Here is a 14,516-nt window from a genome sequence, read left to right as displayed (position 1 = left end):
CGGCCGGGCGACGGGGGGGTCGTCGCCCGGCCGCCCGGCGTCCGCGGGGCGAAGCGGCCCTCAGGCCTTCGCCAGTTCCTTCTCGCCGCCCTGCCCGGGAACCTCCCCGGCCGGGTCGTCCGCGGCCCGGTCCTCCGGCCCGCCGTGCCCGTCGTCGAGCAGCGTCTTCTCGTCGAAGGGCAGCCGGCCGGCGAGCACCTGGTCGACGCGCTCCCGGTCGATCTCCTTGGTCCAGGTGCCGATCAGCACGGTGGCCACGGCGTTGCCCGCGAAGTTCGTCAGGGCGCGGGCCTCGCTCATGAAGCGGTCGATGCCGACGATGAGGCCGATGCCGTCCACCAGGGCCGGCTTGTGCGACTGCAGACCGCCGGCCAGGGTCGCGAGGCCGGCGCCGGTGACACCGGCGGCGCCCTTGGAGGCGACCAGCAGGAACAGCAGCAGCGGGATCTGCTCACCGACGGACATCGGGGTGCCCATGGCGTCGGCGATGAACAGCGACGCCATGGTCATGTAGATCATGGTGCCGTCGAGGTTGAAGGAGTAGCCCGTCGGGACGGTGATGCCGACCACCGGCTTGCTGACGCCCAGGTGCTCCATCTTGGCGATGAGCCGCGGCAGCGCGGACTCGGAGGAGGACGTGGACAGGATCAGCAGGAACTCGCGGCCCAGGTACTTGAACAGCGAGAAGACGTTGAGCCCCGACACCACGCGCAGCAGGGTGCCCAGCACCAGGAAGACGAACAGGAAGCAGGTCACGTAGAAGCCGAGCATCAGCACGGCCAGGCTCTTGAGCGCCTCGACGCCGGCCGAGCCGGTGACGGCGGCGATCGCGCCGAACGCGCCGATCGGGGCCGCCCACATCACCATGGCCAGGATGCGGAAGACCAGCCGCTGGATGTGCTCGATGCCGCGCAGGATCGGCTGCCCGGCCGCGCCCATGCCCTGCAGGGCGAAGCCCGCGAGCAGGGCGATCAGCAGGGTCTGGAGCACCGACTCGCTGGTGAAGGCCGACACGATGGTGGTCGGGATGATCCCCAGCAGGAACTCGGTGGTGTCCTTGGCCTCCGCGTCGATCTGCGCGTGTCCGGCGTCCTTGACCGCGTCGGTCACCGCGAGGCCGGTGCCCGGCTCCAGGATGTTGCCGACCACCAGGCCGATGGCCAGCGCGACCAGCGACATGACCATGAAGTAGCCCAGGGCGATACCGCCGACGGCACCGACCTTGGCGGCCTTGCGGACCGAACCGATGCCCAGCACGATCGTGCAGAAGATGATCGGCGAGATCATCATCTTGATCAGGGCCACGAACCCGGTGCCGATCGGCTTGAGCTCCTGCGCGAAGTCGGGTGCGGCCAGACCCACCGCGATACCGGCGGCGACCGCGATGATCACCGCGATGTACAGGTAGTGCGTGCGGTCCCGCCTGGCTCGGGGTGCGGCAGGTGCCGTATCGGCTGCGCTGGTCACGGCGGCCCTCCTTGACGACGTCGTCGGCATCACCGGCGTGCGGCTCACGTCCGGGGAAACTCCGGGGAAACAGCACGGGGCTCCCGGAGATGCGTTATGGGGAATGCCGTGACTATGTCGTGCGCTGTGAGCGCGGTCACCCTTCCGTTCATTTAGTTCACAATCGGCCACGGTGCAGACTGACGGCATGCGCCTCACCGTCCCCCGCCCCCGCAGCCTGGCGGGGCAGCTCTTCGCCATGCAGGCCGTGCTGATAGCGGTCGTCGTGGCCGGATATGCGCTGTTCACCTATGTCAGCGACCGCAGTCAGGCCGAGGAGGCGGCGGCACGCCAGGCCAGGGCGGTGGCCCGGTCCGTCGCGGACTCCCCTTCCGTGCTCGCGGCGGCCCGCACCCCCGATCCGACCGCCGAGCTGCAGCCGTACGCGCTGAAGGTCATGCGGGACACCGAGGTCGACTTCGTCACGATCATGGATCCGCGGGGCATCCGCTGGACCCACCCCGATGCCCGGCAGATCGGCCAGACCTTCCAGGGGCACACCGAGCGGGCCCTGCGGGGTCAGACCTTCACCGAGACCTACACCGGCACGCTCGGCCCGTCGGTCCGCGCGGTCACCCCGATACGGGACGGCGACCGGGTGGTCGGCCTGGTCAGCGCGGGCATCCGGGTCGAGCAGATCACCCAGCGGGTGCAGGACCAGCTGACGGCCCTGCTCGGCGTCGCGGCCGGCGCGCTGCTGCTGGGCGCGGTCGGCACGTACGTCGTCAACGCCCGGCTGCGCCGCCACACCCACGGGATGAACGCGACCGAGCTGAGCCGGATGCACGACTACCATCAGGCCGCCCTGCACGCCGTGCGTGAGGGGCTGCTGATGCTGGACGGGCAGTACCGTGTGGCGCTGATCAACGACGGAGGGCGGGAGTTGCTCGGCGTGGCGGGGGACGTGGTGGGCAGGTCGGTGGCGGAGCTCGGGCTGCCCGCGCCGCTCACGGGTGCGCTGCTGGCGTCGGAGCCGCGGGTGGACGAGGTGCACCTGACGGCGACCCGGGTGCTGGTGATCAACACCTCGCCGGTGTCGGGCGGGGAGCGGCGCGGCACGGTCGCCACCCTGCGCGACGTCACGGAACTGCAGTCCCTGACGGGCGAGCTGGACTCCGAGCGAGGCTTCACCCAGGCCCTGCGCTCCCAGGCGCACGAGGCGGCGAACCGGCTGCACACCGTCGTCTCGCTGATCGAGCTGGGCCGGGCACAGGAGGCGGTGGAGTTCGCCACGGCCGAGCTGGAGCTGGCGCAGGCCCTGACCGACCAGGTCGTGGCGGCGGTGAGCGAGCCGGTGCTGGCGGCGCTGCTGCTCGGCAAGACGGCCCAGGCGAACGAGCGGGGCGTGGAGCTGGTGGTGTCGCCGGACAGCAGCCTGGACGACGGACTGCTGCCCGAGACCCTGCCCGCCCGGGACCTGGTCACCATCCTGGGCAACCTGATCGACAACGCGGTGGACGCGGCCCAGGGCACCGTGCGGGCCCGGGTGACGGTCACGGCCCGCACCCAGCGTCCCGCGACCGGCCCGGAGCTGGTGCTGCGGGTCTCGGACACGGGTCCGGGCGTCGACCCCGCCCACGCCGAGGCGGTCTTCGAGCGCGGCTTCTCGACCAAGCCGGCGGGCCCGGGCGGCCGGGGCCTGGGACTCGCGCTGGTCCGGCAGACGGCCCGCAGGCACGGGGGCTCGCTGACCGTGGCGGAGGCCGACGGGGGCGGGGCCGAGTTCGAGGTGCGGCTGCCGCTGCGGGAGCCGGGGACGGACCGGGGCGTGACCGCCGCGGCCACCGCCGGCACGGGCGCGGGAGACGACGCATGAGCGGCGACGAGCACGCCATCCGCGTCCTGGTGGTGGAGGACGATCCGGTGGCCGCCGACGCCCACGTCCTCTACGTCGGCCGTGTGCCCGGGTTCGTCGCCGTGGGCAAGGCCCACACGGGCGCGGAGGCCCGCCGGATCCTGGAGCGGACCCCGGTCGACCTGCTCCTGCTCGATCTGCACCTGCCGGACGGGCACGGACTGCAACTGGCGCGTTCCCTGCGGGCGTCCGGGCACCAGGCCGACGTGATAGCGGTGACGTCGGCCCGCGACCTGGCCGTCGTCCGCGAGGGCGTCTCGCTGGGGGTGGTGCAGTACGTCCTGAAGCCGTTCACCTTCGCCACCCTGCGCGACCGGCTGGTGCGCTACGCCGAGTTCCACGCGGCCGTCGGCGAGGCGAGCGGGCAGGACGAGGTGGACCGGGCCCTGGCTGCCCTGCGCGCACCCGGCCCGGCCGCCCTGCCCAAGGGCCTGAGCGCACCGACCCTGGAGCGGGTGACCCTCGCCCTGCGCGACAGCGCCGAGGGCCTGACGGCCGCCGGCGTCGCCGAGAGCGTGGGCATCTCCCGCATCACCGCCCGCCGTTACCTGGAGCACCTGGTCGACGCCGGCCGTGCGGCCCGCCGCCCGCAGTACGGCACGGTGGGCCGGCCGGAACTGCAGTACCGCTGGGTCACGGGCCAGTGACGGTCCCTCAGCCGGCGAGCGAACCCCCGCACACGCATTGACCTGACTAGACCACTCAACTTAGGTTCACGACGCAGCCGTCCCGGCCACAACGAAGTGCGCCCGTAGGAGGTCGTGCCCGTGCGCCCCACCGCCGCCCTCACCCCCCTCGTCGCCCTGGCCCTCGCCGCCACCGCCCTCACCGCCTGCGGCGGAGGTTCCGGCAGCGACCCGGACACCGTGAAGGTCTCCTTCAAGCAGTCCACGGACAACTCCGTGAAGGTGATGGACACCTATCTCGCCGACATCAAGAAGCAGTTCGAGAAGGCCCACCCCGGCAAGAAGGTCGAGCTGGTGCCGATCAAGGCCCCGGACTCGGAGTACTACACCAAGCTCCAGCAGATGCTCCGCTCCCCCAAGACCGCGCCCGACCTGGTCTACGAGGACACGTTCCTGATCAACTCGGACATCACCAGCGGGTACTTGAAGCCCCTCGACGCGTACCTCGCCACGTGGCCGGACTGGAAGCGGTTCATCGACACGGCGAAGGCCGCCGCCCAGGGCGAGGACGGCAAGACCTACGGCGTCCCCGACGGCACCGACACCCGCGGCCTGTGGTTCGACAAGGACGTCTTCGCCAAGGCCGGCCTGCCCGCTGACTGGCAGCCCCGGACCTGGAACGACGTCCTGGCGGCCGCCCGCACCATCAAGAGGAAGGTCCCCGGTGTCATCCCGCTGAACGTCTACACCGGCAAGCCGGTCGGCGAGGCAGCCACCATGCAGACCTTCGAGATGCTGCTCTACGGCACGAACGACGGCGCCGCGGACCCCCTCTACGACAAGTCGAGCAAGAAGTGGATCGCCGGCGGACAGGGCTTCCGGGACGCCCTCTCCTTCGTCGAGACGGTCTACGAGGAGAAGCTCGGCCCGGACGTCTCCGACGCCCTCGACCCCAACGTCATGACCCGGGTGCGCGGCGAGTGGCTGCCGCAGGGCAAGCTCGGCATCGCCCTGGACGGCTCCTGGCTGCCGCAGGACTGGCTGCCCGGCAGCGGCCACGAGTGGCCCGAGTGGTCGAGGGAACTGGGCCTGGCCGCCATGCCCACCCAGCACGGCCAGGCGCCCGGCAAGGTGAGCATGTCCGGCGGCTGGACCTGGTCGATCCCCGCCAAGGCCGGCAACCCGGACCTGGCCTTCGCGTTCATCAGGACGATGCAGACCAAGGCCAACGCCCGGAAGTGGTACGTGGCCAACTCGGGCATCGCCGTCCGCGAGGACGTCGCCGAGGACCCCGCGTACGTCGACGCCCAGCCCGGCATCGCGTTCTTCACGGACCTGGTCGCGCACACCCACTACCGCCCCGCCTACCCGGCGTACCCGAAGGTCTCCACGGCCGTCCAGGAGGCGATGGAGAGCGTCACCACGGGTGACGCGTCGGTCCAGGAGGCGGCCGCCGCCTACACCGACGCGCTGAAGGACGCCACGGACGGCCAGGTGACCACGCGGTGAGCGAGGACCGCGCATGACCGCCACCGCACCGCACCCGCGCCTCACCAAGACCTCCCCGGACCCCCGCCCGGCACGCGGCCCCCGCCTGCCGGTGCGGGCGCTGCCCCTGGCCCCCGCGGTCGTCCTGCTGCTCCTCTTCCTCGCCGGCCCGATCGGCTACTGCGTCTACCTCGCCTTCACCGACCTCCAGCTCACCGGCCAGGCCCAGGAGTCGTTCGTCGGCTTCGACAACTTCACCCGGGCCTTCGGGGACGAGGCGTTCCTCAACGCCGTATGGCTGACGCTGGTGTTCACGGTCCTGTCGTCGCTGATCGGGCAGAACACCCTGGGCCTGGCCCTCGCCGCGCTGATGCGGCGCGCGTCGGGACCGGTCCGCACCCTCACCGGCGGCATCGTGGTCACGGCGTGGGTGCTGCCGGAGGTGGTGGCCGGCTTCCTGCTGTACGCCTTCTTCCGCCGCGAGGGCACCCTGAACGCCGTGCTGGAGTGGCTCCGTCTGCCCACCCAGAACTGGCTGTTCACCCTGCCGATCCTGGCGGTGTCCTTCGCCAACGTCTGGCGGGGCACGGCGTTCTCGATGCTGGTGTACTCGGCCGCGCTGAACGAGATCCCGCAGGAGATCACCGAGGCGGCCGAGGTCGACGGGGCGGGCGGCTGGCGCCGGTGGTGGCACATCACCCTGCCGATGATCCGCCGTTCCATCGGCACGAACCTGATGCTCAACACCCTGCAGACCCTCTCGGTGTTCGGACTGATCTGGGTGATGACCAGGGGCGGCCCGGGCGGCAGGAGCCAGACCCTGCCCCTGTTCATGTACGAACAGGCCTTCCAGAACTCCCTGATCGGCTACGGCACGGCGGTGGCCCTGCTGCTGCTCGTGGTCGGCTCCCTGTTCTCCCTGGTGTACCTGCGCCTGCTGCGGACGGAGGTCTGACGCCCATGCCGTACACCCTCGCCGCGCGCCGCGCCCGCCGCCGGCTGGCCGCCGACGCGGGACTGCTGGTGGTCGCCGCCGCGTTCGTCCTGCCCCTGGCCTGGGTCGTCCTGTCCGCCCTCGATCCGCACGCCGGTCTCAGCGTCAAGGCGCCCGACGGGCTGACCCTGGACAACTTCGACGCGATCCTGACCCCCGAGATCACCTTCACGCCCCTGCTCAACAGCCTCGTCCTGTGCGGCGGGGCGACCCTGCTGACCGTGGTCTGCGCGGTCCTGGCCGCCTATCCGCTGTCCCGGTTCCGCTCCCGCTTCAACCGGCCGTTCCTGCTGACGATCCTGTTCGCGACGAGCCTGCCCATCACGGCGATCATGGTTCCGGTCTACGCGCTCTTCGTCCGGGTGGACCTGATCGACACCGTGCAGGGCACGATCCTCTTCTTCGCCGCCTCCCAACTGCCGTTCGCCATCTGGTTGATGAAGAACTTCATGGACGGCGTCCCGAAGGAACTGGAGGAGGCGGCCTGGACCGACGGCGCGTCCGCCCCGCAGTCGCTGCTGCGGATCGTGCTGCCGCTGATGGGCCCGGGCGTGGCCGTGGTGACGGTCTTCTCCTTCGTCATGATGTGGGGGAACTTCTTCGTGCCCTTCATGCTCCTGCTCACCCCCGACCAGATGCCGGCGTCGGTCAGCATCAACGACTTCTTCGGCAACCGCGGCATGGTGGCCTACGGGCAGCTGGCCGCGTTCTCGATCGTGTACTCGACGCCGGTGATCCTCCTGTACGTCCTCATCGCGCGCCGGCTGGGGGGCGGGTTCGCCCTGGGCGGGGCGGTGAAGGGCTGAACGGGTCCGGGGCCGGGTGAGGGAGGCCGACGGACGGCGGGCAGCGTACGGATCGCGCCGCGGAGTGCCGCCTTCCGTCCGCGCGCGGGGGGTTGACGGCGACGCACCCGCCTTCGACTGCCGTCCGCACGGGCGACCGCGTTCCCGCCGCCGTCCGCCCCGGCGCCGCGAGCTGCCGGGAGACGGGCGCGGTGCGCGATCGACGCATATGCCCGTTGAGCTTGCCGTTCTCGTGTCCCGGGAGCTCGCGCGCCCGCGCGCACCGGCGCGCACATCCGGTCCGGCCGCACACCCGTCCACCCGACAGGCGCTCCCCCGCTCCACCCGAACCGGCGGGTAGCCGTACGTTCCTACAATCCGTGATCCTGGCCGAACAGCCCGTAGTCGGCGCCGTCGGGCACCCCTAGCTTGTGGCGCGTGCGCCGACCATCACCCCGTCCGGGCGATCCCCCTCCCGCGACCGCTCCCCCGCCCTTCGACGCCTCCGCGGCCCGCCGTCTGCGGGCGGCCCTCGGCATGGCCCCCGAGCATGTCGCCTACGGCATGCGGGTCTCCTACGGACACGCCCACGTCACCCCCGAGCACGTCGTCGACTGGGAGCGCGGACTGACCGCCCCCAGCGGCTCCGAACTCACCGCTCTGGCGGGCGTGCTGTGGTGCTCGCCCGCCGAACTCATCGGCAGGCCGCGCACGCTGCGCGAACACCGCATCGCGCGCTGCCTCGCGCCCGAGGACGTGGCCCGCGCCGTGGGTCACGACGTGCACGCCTATCTGCGGATGGAGGAGACCGACCACTGGCGCGGGACCGAGCGCCAGTCGACGGCCCTGGCCGAGGTGCTCGGCCTCGACCTGCCCGACTTCGTCGCCGTCACGGGACGCGAGCGCAAGCTCGGCGAACTGCTGCGCAGCGCGGCCACCACCCGCTGGCAGGCCTATGTGCGCCCGGTGGCCCGGCTGGTGCCGCTGACCCGGCGGTCCCTGGAGGCGACCCTGCAGGGGCTGCACGGGGACTACCAGGGGCACATGGCCGCCACCCTCAGCTGGGGCGGTGGCCGCGGTGACGCGGGCGGCGCCGGTCAGGAGTTCCTGGACCGGATCGTCGAGCACTTCTGGACGAAGCTCCAGGAGGAGGGCGGCCGTGAGGCCTAGAAGACCGACTCGGCCTCGTCCATGCGGTCCTTCGGGACCGTCTTCAGCTCGGTCACGGCCTCCGCGAGCGGCACCATCACGATGTCCGTCCCGCGCAACGCCGTCATCCGGCCGAAGCGGCCCTGGTGCGCGGCCTCCACCGCGTGCCAGCCGAACCGCGTGGCGAGCACCCGGTCGTAGGCGGTCGGCACACCGCCGCGCTGGACGTGGCCGAGGATGACCGGCTTGGCCTCCTTGCCCAGGCGCCGCTCCAACTCATGGGCGAGGGCGGTGCCGATGCCCTGGAAGCGCTCGTGGCCGAACTTGTCTATGGCGCCCTTGCCGTAGTCCATGGAGCCGTCGACCGGGTGGGCGCCCTCGGCCACGCACACCACGGCGAACTTCTTGCCGCGGGAGAAGCGCTCCTCGACCATCTTCGCGAGGTCCGCCGGGTCGAACGGGCGCTCCGGCAGGCAGATCCCGTGCGCACCGGCGGCCATGCCGGACTCCAGGGCGATCCAGCCGGCGTGGCGGCCCATGACCTCGACCACCATCACCCGCTGGTGGGACTCCGCGGTGGTCTTCAGGCGGTCCATCGCCTCGGTGGCGACACCGACCGCGGTGTCGAAGCCGAAGGTGCGGTCGGTGGAGGAGATGTCGTTGTCGATCGTCTTGGGCACGCCCACGACGGGCAGGCCCGCGTCGGACAGCATGCGGGCCGCCGTGAGGGTGCCCTCGCCGCCGATCGGGATGAGCGCGTCGATGCCGAACTGGTGGATCATGTCGGAGGCGTTCTCGCAGGCCTCGCGGAGCCGGTCGCGCTCCAGCCGGGACGAGCCGAGGATGGTGCCGCCGCGGGCCAGGATGCCGCTGACGGACTCCAGGTCGAGGTTGCGGTAGCGCCCGTCGAGCAGCCCCGCGTACCCGTCCTCGAACCCGATGACCTCGTCGCCGTAGTTGTCGACCGCCCGGTGCACGACCGACCGGATCACGGCGTTCAGTCCGGGGCAGTCGCCGCCTGCGGTGAGAACTCCGATACGCATCGTGCTCTGTCTCCTGCTCGCTGTAGACACCGGTGAGCACTGCCGATTCTTTCACGCCCCGCGGACAGCTGTGGAACCCCCTTCTGACGGGCGCCTTATCTAGCGGCAGAGGTATTGTCAAGAGGGTTCTGCTCACCTCGGTGGGCGATTTTTGTGCCTCTGGCTGGATAGCCGTGAGGCAGGGCCGCCCCCCTTGGACGCACCCCCCATTCGGAACGAAACGGAGAGCGCGCGTGACCCGCAGCGTGTACGTGACCGGCATCGACCGCGGCGACGGCCGCCAGGTCGTCGAACTGGGGGTCATGGAGCTCCTCACCCGGCAGGTCGACCGGGTCGGTGTGTTCCGGCCCCTGGTGCACGACGGGCCCGACCGCCTCTTCGAGCTGCTGCGCGCCCGCTACCGCCTCACCCAGGACCCGGCGACCGTCTACGGCATGGACTACCACGAGGCGTCCGCCCTGCAGGCCGAGGCCGGTACGGACGAGCTGGTCTCCACGCTGGTCGACCGCTTCCACCTGGTCGCCCGCGACTACGACGTGGTCCTGGTCCTGGGCACCGACTACGCCGACACGCAGCTGCCCGACGAACTGTCGCTCAACGCCCGGCTGGCCAACGAGTTCGGTGCCTCCGTGATCCCCGTCGTCGGCGGGCGCGGACAGAGCGTGGAGGCGGTGCTCGCCGAGACGCGCAACGCCTACCGCGCCTACGACACCCTCGGCTGCGACGTCCTGGCGATGGTCACCAACCGGGTGGCCCGCGAGGACCGGGACGCGATCGCCGCCCGGCTGGACTCCCGGCTCCCCGCACCCTGTTACGTCCTGCCCGACGAGCCCGCGCTGTCCGCCCCGACCGTCTCGCAGATCAGCCACGCCCTCGGCGCCCGGGTGGTGCTCGGCGACGACTCGGGGCTCGCCCGGGACGTGCTCGGCTTCGTCTTCGGCGGTGCGATGCTGCCGAACTTCCTGAACGCCCTGACGCCGGGCTGCCTGGTCGTCACCCCGGGCGACCGGGCGGACCTGGTCGTCGGCGCGCTGGCCGCCCACAGCGCCGGGACACCGCCGATCGCCGGCGTGCTGCTCACCCTGGACGAGGTGCCCGGCCGGGACATCCTGACCCTGGCCGACCGTCTCGCCCCCGGCACCCCGGTGCTGTCGGTGACCGGCACCAGCTTCCCCACCGCCGAGCAGCTGTTCTCCCTGGAGGGCAAGCTCAACGCGGCCACCCCGCGCAAGGCCGAGCGGGCCCTCGGCCTGTTCGAGCGGTACGCCGACACCGCCGGACTGGCCCACCGCGTCTCCGCGCCGAGCAGCGACCGCGTCACGCCGATGATGTTCGAGCACAAGCTGCTGGAGCAGGCCCGCTCCGACCTGCGCCGGGTGGTGCTGCCCGAGGGCACCGAGGAGCGGGTGCTGCACGCCGCGGAGGTGCTGCTGCGCCGCGGCGTGTGCGAGCTCACCCTGCTGGGCCCGGTCGACCAGATCCGCAAGAAGGCCGCCGACCTCGGCGTGGACCTCGGCGAGTCCCGGCTGATCGACCCGGCCACCTCCGAGCTGCGCGACTCCTTCGCCGAGAAGTACGCGGCCCTGCGCGCCCACCGCGGTGTGACCGTGGAGCTGGCGTACGACGTCGTCTCGGACGTGAACTACTTCGGCACGCTGATGGTCCAGGAGGGTCTCGCCGACGGCATGGTGTCGGGCTCGGTGCACTCCACCGCCGCGACGATCCGCCCGGCCTTCGAGATCATCAAGACCAAGCCGGACGCGGACATCGTCTCGTCGGTGTTCTTCATGTGCCTGGCCGACAAGGTCCTCGTCTACGGCGACTGCGCGGTCAACCCGGATCCCGACGCCGAGCAGCTGGCCGACATCGCCATCCAGTCCGCCACCACCGCCGCACAGTTCGGCGTGGAGCCGCGCATCGCGATGCTGTCGTACTCCACCGGCACCTCCGGCACGGGGGCCGACGTCGACAAGGTCCGCGAGGCCACCGAGCTGGTGCGCGCCCGGCGGCCCGACCTGCGGATCGAGGGCCCGATCCAGTACGACGCCGCCGTGGAGCCGTCCGTCGCGGCGACCAAGCTGCCCGGCTCGGAGGTCGCCGGGCAGGCGAGCGTGCTGATCTTCCCCGACCTGAACACCGGCAACAACACCTACAAGGCCGTGCAGCGCTCGGCGGGCGCCATCGCCGTCGGGCCGGTGCTGCAGGGTCTGCGCAAGCCGGTCAACGACCTGTCCCGGGGCGCCCTGGTGCAGGACATCGTCAACACCGTCGCCATCACGGCGATCCAGGCCCAGTCCCCGAGCGAGAAGGTGACCGCCCAGTGAGCCCCACCCGTGTCCTCGTCCTCAACTCCGGCTCCTCGTCGGTGAAGTACCAGCTGCTCGACATGCGCGACAGCAGCCGGCTGGCGGTGGGCCTGGTCGAGCGCATCGGTGAGCGGTCCTCCCGGCTGAAGCACACGCCGGCGGGCGGCGAGAGCCGGGAGCGCGGCGGCGCGATCGCCGACCACGACGCCGCCCTGAAGGCCGTGGCGGAGGAACTCGCCAAGGACGGCCTCGGGCTGGACTCCCCCGAACTGGCCGCCATCGGGCACCGGGTGGTGCACGGCGGCAAGTCCTTCACCGAGCCGACCGTGATCGACGACGCCGTGCTCGCCGAGATCGAGCGGCTCATCCCGGTGGCGCCGCTGCACAACCCGGCCAACCTCACCGGCATCCGCACGGCGCAGGCGCTGCGGCCGGACCTGCCGCAGGTCGCCGTCTTCGACACCGCGTTCCACACCACGATGCCGGAGTCGGCCGCCCGCTACGCGATCGACGTGAAGACCGCCGACGAGCACCGCATCCGCCGTTACGGCTTCCACGGCACCTCGCACGCCTACGTCTCCCGCGCCACCGCCGGGCTGCTGGGCAAGGACCCGTCCGAGACGAACGTGATCGTGCTGCACCTGGGCAACGGGGCGTCGGCGTCGGCCGTGCGGGGCGGCCGCTGCGTGGACACCTCCATGGGGCTGACGCCTTTGGAGGGGCTCGTGATGGGTACGCGCTCGGGAGACATGGACCCGGCCGTCATCTTCCATTTGATGCGTGTCGGCGGAATGTCCGCCGACGAGATCGACACTCTTCTCAACAAGAAGAGCGGGCTGATCGGGCTGTGCGGCGACAACGACATGCGGGAGATCCGCCGTCGCGTCGACGCGGGCGACGAGCAGGCGGAGCTGGCGTTCGACATCTACATTCACCGGCTGAAGAAGTACATCGGCGCCTATTACGCCGTTCTCGGACGGGTGGACGCCGTCGCCTTCACCGCCGGTGTCGGGGAGAACGCGGCGCCCGTGCGCGCGGCCGCCGTGGCGGGCCTGGAGGAGCTGGGCCTCGCCGTGGACCCCGGACGCAACGGGGCGCGCTCGGACGAGGCGCGGCTGATCTCGCCCGAGGGTGCCCGGGTGGCGGTGGCCGTGGTCCCCACCGACGAGGAAATGGAGATCGCGACCCAGACCTACGCGCTGGTAATTGGTTCGGGGAATCACACCTGAGCGGCAACCCGCCCTTTTGTATTTTCCGCCAGACGGAATATTCCGCTGGGAAACAAACCGATAGGATCGCCCCCATGCGCCGTTCGAAAATCGTCTGTACTCTCGGCCCCGCGGTCGACTCCCACGAGCAGCTTGTCGCGTTGATCGAAGCCGGCATGAACGTGGCCCGCTTCAACTTCAGCCACGGCTCGCACGCCGAGCACCAGGGCCGGTACGACCGGGTCCGGGCCGCCGCCAAGGAGACCGGCCGGGCCATCGGTGTCCTCGCCGACCTCCAGGGCCCCAAGATCCGGCTGGAGACCTTCGCCGAGGGCCCCGTGGAGCTGGTCCGCGGTGACGAGTTCACCATCACCACCGAGGACGTCCCCGGCGACAAGACGATCTGCGGGACCACCTACAAGGGCCTGCCCGGCGACGTGAACAAGGGCGACCAGGTCCTCATCAACGACGGCAACGTCGAGCTGAAGGTCACCGAGGTCGAGGGCCCCCGGGTGAAGACGATCGTCATCGAGGGCGGCGTCATCTCCGACCACAAGGGCATCAACCTGCCCGGCGCGGCCGTCAACGTGCCCGCCCTGTCCGAGAAGGACGTCGAGGACCTCCGCTTCGCGCTCCGCATGGGCTGCGACCTGGTCGCGCTGTCGTTCGTCCGGGACGCCAAGGACGTCCAGGACGTGCACCGCATCATGGACGAGGAGGGCCGCCGCGTCCCCGTCGTCGCCAAGGTGGAGAAGCCGCAGGCGGTGCAGAACATGGAGGACGTCGTGATGGCGTTCGACGGCGTGATGGTCGCCCGCGGTGACCTCGCCGTCGAGTACCCGCTCGAGAAGGTCCCCATGGTGCAGAAGCGCCTGATCGAGCTGTGCCGGCGCAACGCCAAGCCGGTGATCGTGGCGACCCAGATGATGGAGTCGATGATCACCAACTCCCGTCCGACCCGCGCCGAGGCCTCCGACGTGGCCAACGCGATCCTGGACGGCGCCGACGCGGTCATGCTGTCCGCCGAGTCGAGCGTGGGCGCGTACCCGGTCGAGACCGTCAAGACGATGTCGAAGATCGTCACCGCGGCCGAGCAGGAGCTGATGTCCAAGGGCCTGCAGCCGCTGGTGCCGGGCAAGAAGCCTCGCACGCAGGGCGGTTCGGTGGCCCGTGCCGCCTGCGAGATCGCCGACTTCCTCGGCGGTCGCGGCCTGGTGGCCTTCACGCAGTCCGGTGACACCGCCCGCCGGCTGTCCCGGTACCGCGCCCAGCAGCCGATCATCGCCTTCACCACCGACGAGGGCACCCGCAACCAGATGGCGCTCAGCTGGGGCGTCGAGCCGTACGTCGTGCCGTTCGTGAACAGCACCGACGAGATGGTCGAACTGGTCGAGCAGGAGCTGGTCAAGCTCAACCGCTTCAACGCCGGCGACATCGTGGTGATCACCGCCGGCTCGCCCCCCGGCGTCCCCGGCACCACCAACATGGTCCGCGTCCACCACCTGGGCGAGGCGACGAGCTGACCACGCCCACCCCGGCACACACGACCGAGGGCG

At 71.2% G+C, this 14,516-nt stretch carries 11 protein-coding genes; 9 read left to right on the top strand and 2 right to left on the bottom strand.

Annotation, left to right across the window (positions count from 1 at the left end):
* Positions 1-60: 60 nt before the first annotated feature.
* Positions 61-1,467 carry a cation:dicarboxylate symporter family transporter gene (locus ACZ4M5_RS11830; protein ID WP_467735502.1) on the bottom strand — a complete coding sequence of 469 codons (1,407 nt, stop codon included), beginning with the start codon at positions 1,465-1,467 and terminating at the stop codon, positions 61-63.
* Between the two features lie 187 nt (positions 1,468-1,654).
* On the opposite strand from ACZ4M5_RS11830, the gene ACZ4M5_RS11825 reads away from it, so the two are divergent.
* The 6 genes from ACZ4M5_RS11825 (at position 1,655) to ACZ4M5_RS11800 (ending at position 8,424) form a co-directional block, all read left to right on the top strand.
* The gene (locus ACZ4M5_RS11825) at positions 1,655-3,322 is read left to right on the top strand and encodes a sensor histidine kinase (protein WP_467735500.1); all 1,668 of its coding nucleotides are present in this window, start codon (positions 1,655-1,657) and stop codon (positions 3,320-3,322) included.
* Positions 3,319-4,008, top strand: a complete 690-nt coding sequence (locus ACZ4M5_RS11820) for a response regulator (RefSeq protein WP_467735498.1) — start codon at positions 3,319-3,321, stop codon at positions 4,006-4,008. The genes ACZ4M5_RS11825 and ACZ4M5_RS11820 overlap by 4 nt, the downstream gene beginning before the upstream one ends.
* 120 nt (positions 4,009-4,128) lie before the next feature.
* A complete protein-coding gene (locus tag ACZ4M5_RS11815) occupies positions 4,129-5,496 on the top strand; it encodes an extracellular solute-binding protein (protein WP_467735497.1) in 1,368 nt (455 codons plus the stop codon).
* A gap of 13 nt (positions 5,497-5,509) precedes the next feature.
* The gene (locus tag ACZ4M5_RS11810) at positions 5,510-6,430 is read left to right on the top strand and encodes a carbohydrate ABC transporter permease (protein WP_467735495.1); all 921 of its coding nucleotides are present in this window, start codon (positions 5,510-5,512) and stop codon (positions 6,428-6,430) included.
* A 5-nt stretch (positions 6,431-6,435) separates the two neighbouring features.
* The gene (locus ACZ4M5_RS11805) at positions 6,436-7,275 is read left to right on the top strand and encodes a carbohydrate ABC transporter permease (RefSeq protein ID WP_467735493.1); all 840 of its coding nucleotides are present in this window, start codon (positions 6,436-6,438) and stop codon (positions 7,273-7,275) included.
* A 408-nt stretch (positions 7,276-7,683) separates the two neighbouring features.
* Positions 7,684-8,424, top strand: coding sequence for an XRE family transcriptional regulator (locus ACZ4M5_RS11800; RefSeq protein WP_467735491.1), 741 nt, complete (start codon positions 7,684-7,686; stop codon positions 8,422-8,424).
* On the opposite strand, the gene ACZ4M5_RS11795 is transcribed toward ACZ4M5_RS11800, so the two are convergent.
* Positions 8,421-9,446 carry an ATP-dependent 6-phosphofructokinase gene (locus ACZ4M5_RS11795; protein WP_467735489.1) on the bottom strand — a complete coding sequence of 342 codons (1,026 nt, stop codon included), beginning with the start codon at positions 9,444-9,446 and terminating at the stop codon, positions 8,421-8,423. The two genes, ACZ4M5_RS11800 and ACZ4M5_RS11795, sit on opposite strands and share 4 nt — an antisense overlap.
* Positions 9,447-9,679: 233 nt before the next feature.
* Between ACZ4M5_RS11795 and pta the strand changes: the two genes are divergently transcribed.
* From pta to pyk, 3 genes are all read left to right on the top strand, one after another.
* Positions 9,680-11,770 (top strand): phosphate acetyltransferase, encoded by a 2,091-nt coding sequence (pta, locus tag ACZ4M5_RS11790; protein WP_467735487.1) that lies wholly within the window; start codon positions 9,680-9,682, stop codon positions 11,768-11,770.
* A complete protein-coding gene (locus tag ACZ4M5_RS11785) occupies positions 11,767-12,981 on the top strand; it encodes an acetate kinase (RefSeq protein WP_467735485.1) in 1,215 nt (404 codons plus the stop codon). The genes pta and ACZ4M5_RS11785 overlap by 4 nt, the downstream gene beginning before the upstream one ends.
* 74 nt (positions 12,982-13,055) lie before the next feature.
* Positions 13,056-14,483, top strand: a complete 1,428-nt coding sequence (pyk, locus tag ACZ4M5_RS11780; RefSeq protein WP_467735483.1) for a pyruvate kinase — start codon at positions 13,056-13,058, stop codon at positions 14,481-14,483.
* Positions 14,484-14,516: the final 33 nt, after the last annotated feature.

This window comes from Streptomyces sp. NPDC026246, from assembly GCF_055567995.1.
Note: the sequence above shows the minus strand (reverse complement) of the source record. Positions and strands in the feature narration are given on the sequence as shown.